The organism is Janthinobacterium sp. P210006 (genome assembly GCF_036231885.1).
GTDB lineage: Bacteria > Pseudomonadota > Gammaproteobacteria > Burkholderiales > Burkholderiaceae_D > Janthinobacterium > Janthinobacterium violaceinigrum.
Window position 1 is genome coordinate 1,000,735 of record NZ_JAZARD010000002.1, and the last position, 14,104, is coordinate 1,014,838.

General features: G+C 64.6%; 11 protein-coding genes. 8 read left to right on the forward strand and 3 right to left on the reverse strand.

What is annotated here, in order from left to right; translation table 11 throughout:
- Nucleotides 1–41 precede the first annotated feature (41 nt).
- From mfd to VPH41_RS12925, 6 genes are all read left to right on the forward strand, one after another.
- Nucleotides 42–3,485, forward strand: coding sequence for a transcription-repair coupling factor (mfd, locus tag VPH41_RS12900; protein ID WP_328570319.1), 3,444 nt, complete (start codon nucleotides 42–44; stop codon nucleotides 3,483–3,485).
- Nucleotides 3,486–3,540: 55 nt separating this feature from the next.
- The gene (gene serB / locus VPH41_RS12905; RefSeq protein WP_328570524.1) at nucleotides 3,541–4,383 is read left to right on the forward strand and encodes a phosphoserine phosphatase SerB; all 843 of its coding nucleotides are present in this window, start codon (nucleotides 3,541–3,543) and stop codon (nucleotides 4,381–4,383) included.
- 110 nt (nucleotides 4,384–4,493) lie between these two features.
- The gene (locus tag VPH41_RS12910; protein WP_328570320.1) at nucleotides 4,494–5,222 is read left to right on the forward strand and encodes a nucleotidyltransferase domain-containing protein; all 729 of its coding nucleotides are present in this window, start codon (nucleotides 4,494–4,496) and stop codon (nucleotides 5,220–5,222) included.
- On the forward strand, nucleotides 5,219–6,142 hold the full coding sequence (locus VPH41_RS12915; protein ID WP_328570321.1) for a TIGR04222 domain-containing membrane protein: 924 nt from the start codon (nucleotides 5,219–5,221) through the stop codon (nucleotides 6,140–6,142). Before VPH41_RS12910 ends, VPH41_RS12915 begins: the two co-directional genes overlap by 4 nt.
- The gene (locus tag VPH41_RS12920) at nucleotides 6,132–6,986 is read left to right on the forward strand and encodes a DUF692 domain-containing protein (RefSeq protein WP_328570322.1); all 855 of its coding nucleotides are present in this window, start codon (nucleotides 6,132–6,134) and stop codon (nucleotides 6,984–6,986) included. The genes VPH41_RS12915 and VPH41_RS12920 overlap by 11 nt, the downstream gene beginning before the upstream one ends.
- Nucleotides 6,983–7,258, forward strand: a complete 276-nt coding sequence (locus VPH41_RS12925) for a hypothetical protein (protein ID WP_328570323.1) — start codon at nucleotides 6,983–6,985, stop codon at nucleotides 7,256–7,258. Before VPH41_RS12920 ends, VPH41_RS12925 begins: the two co-directional genes overlap by 4 nt.
- On the opposite strand, the gene VPH41_RS12930 is transcribed toward VPH41_RS12925, so the two are convergent.
- Complete coding sequence (locus VPH41_RS12930; protein WP_328570324.1) at nucleotides 7,253–9,130, reverse strand: serine hydrolase domain-containing protein; 1,878 nt, start codon at nucleotides 9,128–9,130, stop codon at nucleotides 7,253–7,255. The genes VPH41_RS12925 and VPH41_RS12930 overlap by 6 nt on opposite strands.
- An 85-nt stretch (nucleotides 9,131–9,215) precedes the next feature.
- Between VPH41_RS12930 and VPH41_RS12935 the strand changes: the two genes are divergently transcribed.
- Nucleotides 9,216–9,578 carry a DUF4870 family protein gene (locus tag VPH41_RS12935; RefSeq protein WP_152258857.1) on the forward strand — a complete coding sequence of 121 codons (363 nt, stop codon included), beginning with the start codon at nucleotides 9,216–9,218 and terminating at the stop codon, nucleotides 9,576–9,578.
- A gap of 46 nt (nucleotides 9,579–9,624) precedes the next feature.
- Here VPH41_RS12935 and VPH41_RS12940 read toward each other — a convergent pair whose 3' ends face one another.
- Both VPH41_RS12940 and rimO read right to left on the reverse strand, forming a co-directional pair.
- Entirely contained in the window at nucleotides 9,625–10,791 is a 1,167-nt protein-coding gene (locus tag VPH41_RS12940; RefSeq protein ID WP_328570325.1) for a cystathionine beta-lyase, read from the reverse strand.
- Between the two features lie 96 nt (nucleotides 10,792–10,887).
- Nucleotides 10,888–12,243: a 30S ribosomal protein S12 methylthiotransferase RimO gene (rimO, locus tag VPH41_RS12945; protein ID WP_193317217.1), complete on the reverse strand. Its 1,356-nt coding sequence runs from the start codon at nucleotides 12,241–12,243 to the stop codon at nucleotides 10,888–10,890.
- 295 nt (nucleotides 12,244–12,538) lie between these two features.
- Here rimO and VPH41_RS12950 point away from each other — a divergent pair, with 295 nt between their 5' ends.
- A complete protein-coding gene (locus VPH41_RS12950; protein ID WP_328570326.1) occupies nucleotides 12,539–14,071 on the forward strand; it encodes a sialidase family protein in 1,533 nt (510 codons plus the stop codon).
- Nucleotides 14,072–14,104: the final 33 nt, after the last annotated feature.

Here is a 14,104-nt window from a genome sequence, read left to right on the forward strand (position 1 = left end):
TGTCCCACTCAACTGCCTCTGCCACTAGTGTCATCGCCTGCATGTCCTTAGACTTAAAAAAAGCCCTCCCCAAGCCCGGCAACCGCTACGCGCTGCCCGCCCTGTATGGTTCATCCGACGCCTATGCCCTGGCGCTGGCCGCTTTGGCCTTGAAAGCGCGGGGCCAGATGCTGGCCGTGGTGGTGGCGCAGGCCAGCGACGGCCAGCGCCTGCTCGATGAAATACCGTGGTTCGGCGGCGCGCAGCTACGCTGCCATCTGCTGCCGGACTGGGAAACCCTGCCCTACGACGCTTTTTCGCCGCACCAGGACCTGGTCTCCGAGCGCCTGGCCACCCTGCACGAAATCCAGACGCGCCAGTGCGACGTTCTCATCGTGCCGGCCACCACGGCGCTGGTGCGCCTGGCGCCGCCCTCGTTCCTGGCCGCCTACACCTTCTTCTTCAAGAAGGGCGAAAAGCTCGACGAGGCGCGATTGAAGTCGCAGCTGACCCTGGCCGGCTACAGCCATGTCTCGCAAGTGATGTCGCCCGGCGAATACTCGGTGCGCGGCGGCCTGCTCGACCTGTTCCCCATGGGTTCGGCCCTGCCCTACCGGCTCGACCTGTTCGGCGACACCATCGAGACCATCCGCACGTTTGACGCCGACACCCAGCGCTCGCTGTATCCCGTGCACGAAGTGCGCCTGCTGCCGGGGCGCGAATTCCCCATGGACGAAGCGGCGCGCACCACGTTCCGCAACCGCTGGCGCGAACAGTTCGAAGGCGACCCATCGCGTTCCGTCGTCTACAAGGACATCAGCAGCGGCATCGCCTCGGCCGGCATCGAATACTATCTGCCCCTGTTCTTCGAACAGACGGCCACCCTGTTCGACTACCTGCCGCCCGACGCATCGCTGGCCCTGGTGGGCGAGATCGACTCTGCCATCGGGCGCTTCTGGACCGATACGCAGTCGCGCTACCGCTTCCTGAAGGCGGACCGCGAGCGGCCGATTTTGCCGCCCGAATCGCTGTTCCTGTCGGACGAACAGTTTTTCGGCCTGGCCAAGCCGTATCCGCGCCTGGCGATCGCCAAATCGAACGATGCGCTGGCGTCCGAACTGTCGGCGCCCGTGCCGAATATCGCCGTCAACCGCCGCGCCGACGATCCGCTGGCCAACCTGCGCAGCTACCTGCTGCAAGCGGGCCGCCGCGTGATGATCTGCGCCGAATCGAACGGCCGTCGCGAAACCCTGCAGCAGTACTTCACCGAATACGACCTGCACCTGGCGCCCGTGGAAGGCTGCGACGGCTTTTTGCAATCAAGCGCCAAGCTGATGCTGGGCGTGGCGCCGCTGCATGCGGGCTTCGAACTGTTCACGCCGGAAGGCAATCTATCCTTCATCACGGAGACGGAGCTGTATGCCGGCTCCGGCCGCAGGGTCGGCACCAGGAAACAGGAAGGCGTGACGCAGGTCGAGTCGATGGTGCGCGACCTGTCGGAACTGAAGATCGGCGACCCCGTCGTGCACATCAACCACGGCATCGGGCGCTACATGGGCCTGACCAGCATGGACCTGGGCGAAGGCGAGACGGAATTCCTGCACCTGGAATACGCGAAGGACACCAAGCTGTACGTGCCCGTATCGCAGCTGCACGTCATTTCCCGCTATTCGGGCGCTTCGCCGGAAGACGCGCCGCTGCACTCGCTCGGTTCGGGCCAGTGGGAAAAAGCGAAGAAACGCGCGGCCGAACAGGTGCGCGACACGGCGGCCGAGCTGCTCAACCTGTATGCGCGCCGCGCGCTGCGCCAGGGCCACTCGTTCGAATTCTCGTCGCACGACTACCAGCGCTTCGCCGACAGCTTCGGCTTCGACGAAACGCCGGACCAAGCCGAGGCCATCCACAACGTCATCAAGGACATGACTTCCGGTAAACCGATGGACCGCCTCGTGTGCGGCGACGTCGGCTTCGGCAAGACGGAAGTGGCCTTGCGCGCCGCGTTTATCGCCGTGATGGGCGGCAAGCAGGTAGCCATCCTGGCGCCCACCACCCTGCTGGCCGAGCAGCATGCGCAAACCTTTGCCGACCGCTTCGCCGACTGGCCCGTGCGCATCGCGGAATTGTCGCGCTTCCGCAGCGGCAAGGAAATCACGCAGGCGTTCAAGGGCATGGCCGACGGCACCATCGACATCGTCATCGGCACGCACAAGCTGCTGTCCGACGACGTGAAGTTTACCCGCCTGGGCCTGGTCATCATCGACGAGGAACACCGGTTCGGCGTGCGCCAGAAGGAAGCGCTGAAAGCCCTGCGCGCGGAAGTGGACGTGCTGACCCTGACGGCCACGCCGATTCCCCGCACCCTGGGCATGGCGCTGGAAGGCTTGCGCGACTTTTCCATCATCGCCACGGCGCCGCAAAAGCGCCTGGCCATCAAGACGTTCGTGCGCAGCGAAGGCGAAGCCATCATCCGCGAAGCATGTTTGCGCGAGCTCAAACGGGGCGGCCAGATCTACTTCCTGCACAACGAGGTGGAAACCATCCAGAACCGCCTGGCCATGCTGACGGAACTGCTGCCCGAGGCCCGCATCGCCGTGGCGCACGGCCAGATGCACGAGCGCGACCTGGAAAAGGTCATGCGCGACTTCGTCGCCCAGCGCTTCAACATCCTGCTGTGCACGACGATCATCGAGACGGGCATCGACGTGCCGACGGCGAACACCATCATCATGCACCGCGCCGACAAGTTCGGCCTGGCGCAGCTGCACCAGCTACGCGGCCGGGTCGGACGCTCGCATCACCAGGCCTACGCCTACCTGCTGGTGCACGACGTGCAGGGTCTGACGAAACTGGCGCAGCGCCGCCTGGACGCCATCCAGCAGATGGAAGAACTGGGCAGCGGCTTTTACCTGGCCATGCACGACCTGGAAATCCGCGGCGCCGGCGAAGTGCTGGGCGAAAGCCAGTCGGGCGAGATGACGGAAATCGGCTTCCAGCTGTATTCGGACATGCTGAACGAAGCCGTGCGCTCGCTCAAGGCGGGCAAGGAGCCGGACCTGGCCGCGCCGCTGGCCTCGACGACGGAGATCAACCTGCACGTGCCGGCCCTGCTGCCGGCGGACTTCTGCGGCGACGTGCACGAGCGCCTGTCGATCTACAAGCGCCTGGCCAACTGCGCCACGCAGGACAAGATCGACGATATCCAGGAAGAGCTGATCGACCGCTTCGGCAAGCTGCCCGACGCCGTCAAGGCCCTGGTCGAGACGCACCGCCTGCGCATCGCGGCAAAGACCGTGGGCATCGTCAAGATCGACGTGCATGGCGAGGCGGCTACCCTGCAATTCATGGCCAAGCCACCCATCGACCCCATGCGCATCATCGGCTTGATCCAGAAAAACCGCCATATCAAGCTGCATGGACAGGACAAGCTGAAAATCACGGCCGCCATGCCGGACCTGGCCGCGCGCGTGACGCAGATCAAGACCACCATCAAGCAATTGACGGTTTAGACTATTCCTATCATTTATGCAGGGCTGACCCATGACCAATACCAAGACCATCACCATGAATCTGATCCTGCAGGGCCTCGACGGCGATAGCGCCCGCCTCGAGCGCATCGCCGCGCTGGCCGCGCCCACGTCCATCACGCACCTGGGTCCCAACGCCGTGCGCTGCGAAAAGATCGCCTATTCGCCCGCGCTGCGCCCCACCATCGAAGTGGCGGCCCAGGCGGCGCAGCTGGATGTCACCTACATGATGGGCCAGCGCGAACTCAGCGAGTTCAAGCTGGTGGCGATGGACATGGATTCGACCCTGATCACCATCGAGTGCATCGATGAAATCGCCGACATGCAGGGCTTGAAACCGCAGGTGGCGGCCATCACGGAAGCGGCCATGCGGGGCGAACTCGATTTTGCGGCCAGCCTGACGCAGCGCGTGGCCCTGCTCGAAGGCCTCGACGCGGCTGCCCTGCAGCGCGTCTACGACGAGCGCCTGAAACTGTCGCCGGGCGCGGAAACCATGCTGGCGGCCGTGCAGAAGGCGGGCCTGAAAACCCTGCTGGTGTCGGGCGGCTTCACCTTCTTCACGGAACGCCTGAAGGAACGCCTGGGCCTCGACTACACGCACGCGAACGAGCTGGAAATCGTCAACGGCAAGCTCACTGGCAAGGTCATCGGCGCGATTGTCGACGCCGAGGAAAAGCAGCGCACCGTGGAGCGCGTGTGCACGGAGCTGGGCATTTCCCCGTCCGAAGCCATCGTCATGGGCGACGGCGCCAACGACTTGAAAATGATGGGCATCGCCGGCCTGTCCGTGGCCTTCCGCGCCAAGCCCGTGGTGCGCTCGCAAGCCGACGTGGCGCTGAACTTCGTGGGACTCGATGGCTTGCTCAACGTACTGGCATGATTTGATGCGGGCCTGAGTGGGCGGCATCCGGCGGCGCGCGCACGATCGCATATTTTTGCTATATTGCAAACTTGTGATCGTCCCGCCAGCCCATCGTGAAAGAACACCGCATGTCGCCACCGCTGCCCGAAGAAATACAACGCCACCTGGAGGTGTTTGTCGCCGCCGCGCACAACACGTTTGGCCCCGACCTGGTCGCCGCCGTGCTGTTTGGCTCGGCCGCCGACGGCCAGGTGCGCGCCACCTCCGACGTCAACCTGCTGCTCCTGCTCAAGCGCTTCACGCCGCCCGCAGCCGATGCGCTGCGCGGGCCATTGCGCCTGGCGCATGCCGCCATCGACCTGCAGGTGATGTTCCTGCTCGAAAGCGAATTGACGCAGGCCGCCGACGCCTTCGCCGTCAAGTTCGCCGACATCATCGCGCGCCACAAGGTGCTGCATGGCGCAGACCCTTTCGCCAGCCTGCGCACGAACCGCGACGCCGTGCTGCGGCGCCTGCGGCAAGTGCTGCTGAACCAGCAGCTGCGCATGCGTGAACGGTATCTGCTATTGAGCCTCAACGAAGAGCAGCTGGCCGGCGCCATCGCCGACGCGGCCGGCCCGCTGCGCTCGTCCGCGGCGTCGCTGGCGCAGCTGGAAGGCAAGTCCGGGCTGTCCGGCAAGCAGGCGCTCGAAGCGTTTGTCGACCAGCTGGGCGAACCGGCCCTGCACGCAGCCTTGCAAGCCATGTCGGCGGCGCGTGAAACGGCGCACCTGGCGCCGGGCCAGGCCCTGCCCGCCTTCACAAGCCTGATGGCGATCACCGAACGCTTGCGCGAGCACGCGGAGCAGATGCGGTGAACGGCCCCAATCCGTTCGACTGGAGCGGGCCGTGGTTCCTGCTCGCCTACCTGGTCTTCGGCGTGCTCGTGCTGTATCTGGCGCGCGAGCTGCTGATCCGCCAGGAATTGCGCAATCCCCATGCCCAGCTGTCGCTGGCCGACGATCCCTACCGCATCGCCTTTTTGCGCGGCGGCGCCGTCGAGGCGGTGAAGATCGCCGCCATCGTGCTGGTGGACCGCGGCTTGCTGCGCGCCGACGGCCCCTTGCTGGAAACGGCCAGCGCCGACAGCCTGCGCTTCGCCAGCCATGACATCGAACGCGACGTGCTGCGGCTGTACCTGGGCCGCCAGGGCCACAGCAAGGAACTGGCCGTGCAGGCCGAGATGCTGCCCTCGTGCCGCGCCTACCTGGAGACCCTGACGCAGCAGGAACTGCTGGTCGGCCCGCCGCTGCTGCGCCGGCGCGAACGCATCACGTGGACGGCGCACTGGCTGCTGCTGACGGTGGCCGCCGTCAAGGCCGTCATCGCCATCAGCCGCCAGCACTACAACCTGCTGTTCCTGGCCCTGCTGCTGGCGGTATTTCTGCTGATGCTGCGCGGCTTGCGCAACCGGCGGTCCAGCTGGAGCGCGCAGCGGCTGCTGACCGACCTGCGCATGCTGTTCGGCCGGCTGAACATGCGTTCGTCGCGCCTGCAGGCGGGCAGCAACAGCGCCGACATGGCCCTGCTGGCGGCCATCTTCGGCCTCGGTGCCCTGCCGCCGTCGGTGTACGCGTATGTCGCCCAGCTGTACCCGGTGGCCCGGCACAACACGGGCAGCGATTCGTCGTCCGGCAGCACGGGCGACTCCGGCGGCGGCTCGTCGGGCGACGGCGGCGGATCTTCCTGCGGCAGCGGCTGCGGCGGTTGCGGCGGTGGCGGCGGCTGTGGCAGCTGACAAGGGGCCCGCGCGCGACCGCGTAGGCCTGGGCTGGCGCGGCGAACTGGCTGCCGGCATCCTGTCGAACCTGGCGCACATCGATGTGCTGGAAGTGATCGCCGACGACTATTACCACGCTCCGCGCGCCGGCATCGCCGCCTTGTGCAGCCTGGCGCGCCAGGTGCCGGTGAGCCTGCACGGCGTCGGCATGGGCTTGGCGTCGACGATTCCCGCCGATCCGCGGCGCCTGCATGCGATGGCGCGCCTGATGCAGACGGTGCAAGCGGAATCGTGGTCCGAGCACCTGAGTTTCGTGCGCGCGGGCGGCGTCGAAATCGGCCACCTGGCAGCGCCGCCGCGCACGCCGCACAGCGCCGCCGGCACCATCGCCAATATAGCGCTGGCCACGCGCCTCGTCGGCAGCGCGCCCCTGATGGAAAACATCGCCACCCTGGTCCAGCCGCCGGCCAGCACGCTGGACGAAGCCGCATGGCTGACGCACATCATCAACGGCGCGCAGGTGCCGCTGCTGCTGGACCTGCACAACCTGTATGCGAACGCCGTCAATTTCGGCGAGGCGCCGGAGCAACTGCTGCTGCGGCTGCCCCTGGCCAGGGTGGGCGCAGTGCACCTGAGCGGTGGCCACTGGGTCGATGCGCCGGGCGGCGGCCAGCGCTTGCTGGACGACCATCTGCACGACGTGCCGCCCGCCGTCTTCGATTTACTGACCTTGCTGGCGCGCCATGCGCCCCAGCCCTTGACGGTGATCGTCGAACGCGACGGCAATTACCCGTCGTTCGAACATGTGCTGGACCAGCTGGAACTGGCGCGCGCCGCCTTGCGCGCGGGGCGGCGCGCATGAGCTCTCCCGCACTGGAAACCTACCTGGCCAGGCTGTACACGGACGACGCCCTGCGTGCCGCCTTCCTGCTGGAACCCCGTGCGCAAGCCTTGCGGCATGGCTTGTCGCCGCAGGAAGCGGATGCGATGGCGGAGATGGACTGCATCGGCCTGCAGATGGCGGCGGCCAGCTACCGCGCCAAGCGGGCCGCGCACGGCAAGAAGGCCGGGCCGGCGCGGCACGGGTGGCGCCGGCTGCTGCCGGCCTGGTTCCGGCGGTCTACAGGACTATAACTGCCACAGCCGCAGCGGCAGCAAGCCCCACCAGGCCAGCACCAGCAGCAGTTGCAAGGCCGCCAGCAAGGCCACCCAGTCCCATTTCGCCAGCGAGCCCGCCTCGGCCGCCGTGCCCCGGCTGCGCCAGCAGCGGGCCAGGCCGAACGCCATGGCCAGCGGCAGCGCGCCCGTCGCCAGCGCCAGCAGCACGCTGGCGATGGTGACGTCGCCCAGGCGCAGATAGGACTGGAAATAAAAGAATGGCGCGGGCAGGAGCAGCGCCAGCATCGACAGCAGGGGCGCGAACAGATGGTCGCCCCGCGCCAGGCTGCGCCGCGCGGCGCGCCACACGCCCACCAGCAGCACGTACAGCAAGCCCGCCGCGCCCAGGGCCAGGCTGCCCCACAGCACCAGCATGCGCAGCATCGACGCGCGCTCATAGCTGCGCAAGCCGTCGCTGAGGATATGCTTGCCATCTTCCTGCAGCAGTACGTGCGACGCCGTGCTGCGGTCGCTGGCGCGGAACAGCAGGCCGCCCACCGGTTCCAGCTCCTTCGGCTCGCCCTGGAACGGGATCAGGAACAGCGATTCGCCATCCCATTTCAGGCGCGTGAAGCCAAAGACGGCATCGACCCAGGCCATGCTGGCCATGGGGCTGGGCGACGGCACGTAGACGCCCTGCCAGTTTTCCACCGTGGGTGCGGGCGTGCCGTGCGGGGCCGGCGCGCGCAAGGGCAGTTCCAGGTCGCGCAGCAGCAGGCGGTTGAAGCGTTCATAGTCGGCTGCTTCCGCATCCGTATTGAAGGCCACGAAAAAGGCGCTGTCCTGCTCCGGATAGATGCACAGCATGGCGCGAAAACCCACGGCCGTGCCAGGGTGGCAAGCGCCCACCACGTTGTGGCGGTCGCGCACGGCCAGGGCCAGGCCATGGCCCGTTTCCAGGCCCGCCTGCGCCGCATCGGTGCCGGCCGGTTCGGACAGGGCGCCCATCAGCGCCAGGTCGATGAAGCGCTTGTCCTGCAGCTTGCCGTCGCCCATCAGGAATTGCGCCAGCTTGCCCATGTCGGCTGCCGTGGTGGTAAATTGCGCGGCCGGACGCAAATACTGGGGCACGGCCGGCTGCGCCACGCCATGCTCGAAGTGGCCCATGGCCAGGCGCGGGTCCGCCTGCGCGCTCGTTTGCGTGCTCATCTGCGTAACAAAGGCAAACGTGCTGTCCGTCATGCCCAGCGGCTGCAGCAGCTGCGCATCGAGGTAGCGTTCATATGGCTGGCCCGTGACCTTCTCGATCACCATGCCCAGCAAGCCATAGCCCATGTTGGAATACGCATAGCGGCTGCCGGGACGGGCGCGCACGCGCAGCAGGTTGCGGCCGCCGTCAAAAGCCTCGGCCAGCGGCGTATCCGGCGCGGGGTTCAGGCTGAACGCCTGCCAGAAGCGCACGTTGTCGAGACCGGACGTATGCGCCAGCAGGTGGCGGATGCGCACGGGGTCGCTGGCCTGCCACGGGTTTTTCAGCGCCAGTTCCGGCAATACCTGCTGCAAGGGCGTGTCGAGCGTGAGCCGGTCTTCGCTGATCAGGCGCAAGACGCCCAGCGCCAGCACCACCTTGCCCACGGACCCCACTTGCACGCGCGTGTCCGCCTGCATGGGTATTTGCTTGGCGGTATCGCGCACGCCGGCGGCGCCCGTGCGCACTGTGCCATCGGGCAAGACTTCACTCCAGACGGCGCCTGCCAGGCCCTCTTCCTTCAAGCCGGCGGCAAACTCCGCCTCCAGGGGGGCGCCGGCGGCATGGGCCGCCGTGGCGCACAGCAGCAAGGCCGGCAAGGCGCGGCGCAGCCATGCGCCGGCGCGCGCGGCCAAGGTGGGATAGCGATCTCGTTTCAACAATGTATTCTGCCTTTTCCATGGACTGCGCCCCTGCGCCGCTTTGCTTGTTACAATTAAAAATTGAGCAACGACGGGAGCTTTCATGTCACAAGAGATTATTTTGGATACCCAACTCCAGCAGACCAGGAACCTGGCCTGGTGGTTGTACCTGATACATGGCGCCAGCTTTGTGTTTTCGCTGGGCGCATTTTCCTTCATTCCGCTCATCATCAATTACGTGAAGCGGGACGAGGCGGCCGGGACCTTCGTGTACAGCCATCACAGCTGGATGATCCGTTCCTTCTGGTGGTATGTGGCCTGGATCGTCGTCGGCGCCATCCTGTGGATCACGCTGATCGGCATTCCGCTGGCGCTCGTCGTGTGGGGCGTGGCCTGGCTGTGGAAAGCCTACCGCTTGCTGCGCGGCTTCCTCGACCTGAACAATAACAAACCCGTGCCCATGTAAGGTTGACGTTGCGTGCGGGCAAGCCTTTGCGCTGGCCCGTACCCCCCTACATCGCCGCGAACGCCCGTTCGATATCGGCGATCAGATCCTGCGGATCTTCCAGTCCCACGTTCAGGCGCACCAGCTGGCCCGGCAGCTTCCAGCCCTTGCGCATGGCCGCGATGCGGTACGGCATCACCAGGCTGTTCGCGCCACCCCAGCTGTAGCCAATCTTGAACAACTGCAAGGCATCGACGAAGCGGTCCGTCTGCTGCTCCGTGTAGCGGGCGTCGAACAGCACGGAAAACAGGCCGCCCGCGCCCGTGAAATCGCGCTGCCAGATGGCGTGGCCCGGGCAATCGTCGAAGGCCGGATGCAGCACCGTGGCGATTTCGCTGCGCTCCTTGAGCCAGGCGGCCACCGTGCGTGCGCCCGCATCGTGGGCGTCGAAGCGCAGCTTCATGGTGGGCAAGCCGCGCAGCACCAGGTAGGCGTCATCGGCCCCCACGCCCATGCCCAGACGCATGTGCGCCTGCGCCAGGCGCTCGTGCAGCGCCCGCTCGCGCGTGATCAGGGCGCCCATCAGCACGTCCGAGCCGCCCGACTGGTATTTCGTCAGCGCCTGCATGATGATGTCCACGCCCAGGTCAAAGCCGCGCAGGGCCAGGCCCGCCGACCAGGTGTTGTCCAGGGCCACCAGCACGCCGCGCGCATGGGCGGCCGCACAGATGGCGGGCAGGTCCGGCACTTCCATGGTCACGGAACCGGGCGCTTCCGTCCAGATGAGCTTGGTATTTGGCTGGATCAGGGCCGCGATGCCGGCGCCGATCAGCGGATCGTAATAGCGGGCCGTGATGCCGAAATCCTGCGCCAGCCAGCGTCCCAGTTCGCGGTTCGGGTTGTAGATATTTTCCGGCAGCAAGACATCATCGCCCGTCTTCAGCAGGGCAAAGTCCGCCATGGCGATGGCCGCCAGGCCCGACGGCGCTAGCAGGCAGTATTTACCCCCTTCGATCTCGGCCAGCCGCGCTTCCAGAGTGAACGTGGTGGGCGTGCCGTGCAAGCCGTACGTGTAGGCATTCTTCTCTTTCCAGTCGCCCGAGCGCATGGCCGCCACGTCCTTGAACAGCACGGTGGATGCATGGTGGATGGCGTTGGGAAAGGCGGCAAAGCCTTGCGGCGCCTGGTAATCGCTGTGGATCAGCGCCGTCTGGGGGGATTTGATAGTGGTCATGGCGTCATCGGCAAAAAAAAGGCGGGCCAGCCTGTGCTGGTCCGCCTTGATTGTAAGGGCTTATGCCCTTGCCTGCCGTACTGTTGTTACACCTGCTTACTCCGCGGCACCCCAGAGGTCATGCGCATCTGCGGACGTAATGGTGACATCGACGAACTGGCCCACGGCTAGCTTGCGGTGCGGTTCGAACGGCGGCTTCACGTAGACGACGCCATCGATTTCCGGCGCGTCGGCGGACGAGCGGCCCACGCCGCCGGAGCGGGTGACTTCATCGATGAGCACGCGCACGGTCTTGCCGACCTTGGCTTGCAGGCGCTTGCGGGAAATTTCTTCCTGCAGCAGCATCACGCGGCCGCGGCGCTCTTCGCGCACTTCTTCCGGCACGGGGTTGGCGATCTCGTTGGCCGTCGCGCCTTCGACAGGCGAATACGCGAAGCAGCCAAGGCGGTCGATCTGCGCTTCCTTGAGGAAGTCCAGCAAGTACTCGAATTCCGCTTCCGTTTCGCCAGGGAAACCGGCGATGAAGGTCGAACGGATGGTCAGGTCCGGGTTGATGGCGCGCCAGGCCTGGATGCGGTCCAGGTTTTTCTCGCCGCTGGCCGGACGCTTCATGCGCTTCAGCACGTCAGGGTGCGCGTGCTGCATGGGAATGTCCAGGTATGGCAGGATGTGGCCGCCGCTCATCATCGGGATGATCTGGTCCACGTGCGGGTACGGGTACACATAGTGCAAGCGCACCCAGGCGCCGTAGGACTTGGCCAGCTCGCCCAGCGCTTCCGTCAGCTGCGTCATGTGCGTTTTCACGGGACGGCCATTCCAGAAGCCGGAACGGAATTTCACGTCCACACCGTAGGCCGAGGTATCTTGCGAAATGACCAGCAATTCCTTGACGCCGGACTTGAACAGGTTTTCCGCTTCCATCATCAGCTCGCCGATCGGACGCGACACGAGGTCGCCGCGCATGGACGGGATGATGCAGAAACTGCAACGGTGGTTGCAGCCTTCGGAAATTTTCAGGTAGGCATAGTGCTTCGGCGTCAGCTTGACGCCTTGCGGCGGCAGCAGGTCGAGGAAAGGCGCATGCGGCTTCGGCAGGTGCAAGTGGACGGAGTCCATCACTTCGGCCAGTGCGTGCGGGCCCGTAACGGACAGCACTTTCGGGTGCACCTTCATGATGATGTCGTCGCCGGCAGCATCTTTCTTGGCGCCCAGGCAGCCAGTGACGATCACTTTGCCGTTTTCAGCCAGCGCTTCGCCGATGGCGTCGAGCGACTCTTGCACGGCGGCATCGATAAAACCGCAGGTATTGACGATCACCAGATCGGCGCCAGCGTAGGATTTCGCCGTTTCGTAGCCTTCGGCGCGCAGTTGGGTCAGGATTTGTTCCGAGTCGACCAGCGCTTTCGGGCAGCCGAGCGAGACAAAGCCCACTTTCGGCGCCGCACCTGGCATGGCCAGCATGGCCTCTGGCTTGGCGGAAGGAACGGGAATACGGTGAATTTCAGACATAGTTGGCAGCTAGTAAAATGGTGAGGCGAATCGGCTATTGTACCCCGAGCCGCCCTTAGCTGTCAGTGGCCGTCTGGTTTTGCTGCGGGATATGCAACGGTGGGAGCCACGGGCGACCTGCCCTGAGCATATTCTTTCACGCATTCCATATCTGGCTGCAGCCCATACTTGACTAATGTACTTGTTATTTCATACACAGTCTCGCTATAATAATATTTTATTGCTCTGTGGAAATAAAATGCTCATCAAAAATTTCGTTGTCAACGTTTTTGCAGGAGCCGTCTCTGCGCTGATGCTCGGTGGCTGTGTCACAACGCATGTGCAGCGCCCTCTCAGCGTCGGCGTGCCCTCCGAAGGTACAGCCGTTACTGTCAGCATTACTGCCAACACTGATGCGGTGAACGGATTGGGCCAGATCACCTTGGGCCGCCTGAGTAGCGGAGACGCAGTGTCCAGCCTGGTCCTGCAGCAATATATCCTGAACCAGGTTGCCAAGGATATGGCGCGCGACACGACTCTTTTCATGGGGACCCTGCCACCGGGGAAATACTACTTCAGTCAACTGGCCGACGCCGGCAAATCAAACCGCTACATCAAAATGGGCGGCGGCCTGGGCTTATTTACTGTGGAGGAAGGCAAGCCGGTCGATCTGGGCCGCCTGATCGTCACTCCTCTTTATGGCGAGCGTGTACTGGTCGGCCGAAGCGTGCGGGTGCGAGACAACCGCACGCTGCTCGAACGCTATTCTCCCGAGCACCTGAAGCTGTTTGCACCCGAAAAGACAGTCAGCTGGTCCGGATCGCGCAGTGATACGGATCGCGCTGAGGAAGTCGCCATGGCCCGCCCCGCCGGCGCCGAATGCGTGACGGAGCTACCAGACGGCAGCGTGGCGGCCGCAACCCGCATGGGCACAGTGCTGTGGCGCAGCCCTGAGGGAACATGGAAACAACTGGCCAGCGACAAAATAGAGACGCTGAACTGCGTGCAGCCGGTGCAAATGCCGGATGCAGACTTGCTGGCCTTCGGCGAGTTCGGCACCCTGCTGCGCCATGCGCCGGGACAGAACAAGCTTGAACCGATTGACACTGGCAACCTTCCCTATGGCAATCTGGTCGGACTGGCTGGCAATATGGACGCTGGCTGGTATGTCGCCGTCCAGCGTAACAATGAAGTCACGATTTATCATTCCGCCCGTCTTGAGCGCGGCGAGTGGAATCAGGTACGCAGTGAGAAGCTGGGGAAATGGCTCCTGAACCAGGACACCTGGTTCTGGCTGCGCGATATCGGCACAGGCTTTGCCTACACGTCGACGAAAGGAACGCTGCACCTCTACGACTACGCCAGTGGCCAGTGGTCAGAGCGGGCAATGCCCGATCGCCGTGTGGATGCGATGCGCATCAGCGGCAGCGGCATGTGGAGCCTCATAACACAAGGTCACGGGCCATTTGCGATCACCTCCAGAGATGCTTTCGTTTCAGTGAATCAAGGTCAAACCTGGCAAGAGGTCACCGCTAGCCACATTCCGCTGGTTCAGCGTACCGATGGCACTCTGCTGCGTTTTGAAAGCAGTCTGATGAGCGATACGACCTTACATGCCAGTAGCGACATGGGCAAAACGTGGACACTGTTGGACGCCAAACCGAAATCACGCGAGTTGACCCCGCTTAAATCGGGTGCCATTCTGGGAAAAGTAATGCGCTGGAGCGTGCCGGCGCAATTTGAAATATCGAACGACGGCGGTAAAAGCTGGACTGCCGAAAGCATGAAGTGAAAGTTCTGACCGACAGTCGACAATGCCATGCCC

Excerpts from the sequence above, each read along its gene's own strand:
- VPH41_RS12940 (WP_328570325.1), bottom strand. The coding sequence starts at position 10,791 with ATGACCACTATCAAATCCCCCCAGACGGCGCTGATCCACAGCGATTAC.
- VPH41_RS12935 (WP_152258857.1), top strand. The coding sequence starts at position 9,216 with ATGTCACAAGAGATTATTTTGGATACCCAACTCCAGCAGACCAGGAAC.
- VPH41_RS12910 (WP_328570320.1), top strand. The coding sequence starts at position 4,494 with ATGTCGCCACCGCTGCCCGAAGAAATACAACGCCACCTGGAGGTGTTT.
- serB (WP_328570524.1), top strand. The coding sequence starts at position 3,541 with ATGAATCTGATCCTGCAGGGCCTCGACGGCGATAGCGCCCGCCTCGAG.
- VPH41_RS12950 (WP_328570326.1), top strand. The coding sequence starts at position 12,539 with ATGCTCATCAAAAATTTCGTTGTCAACGTTTTTGCAGGAGCCGTCTCT.
- VPH41_RS12925 (WP_328570323.1), top strand. The coding sequence starts at position 6,983 with ATGAGCTCTCCCGCACTGGAAACCTACCTGGCCAGGCTGTACACGGAC.
- mfd (WP_328570319.1), top strand. The coding sequence starts at position 42 with ATGTCCTTAGACTTAAAAAAAGCCCTCCCCAAGCCCGGCAACCGCTAC.
- rimO (WP_193317217.1), bottom strand. The coding sequence starts at position 12,243 with ATGCCAGGTGCGGCGCCGAAAGTGGGCTTTGTCTCGCTCGGCTGCCCG.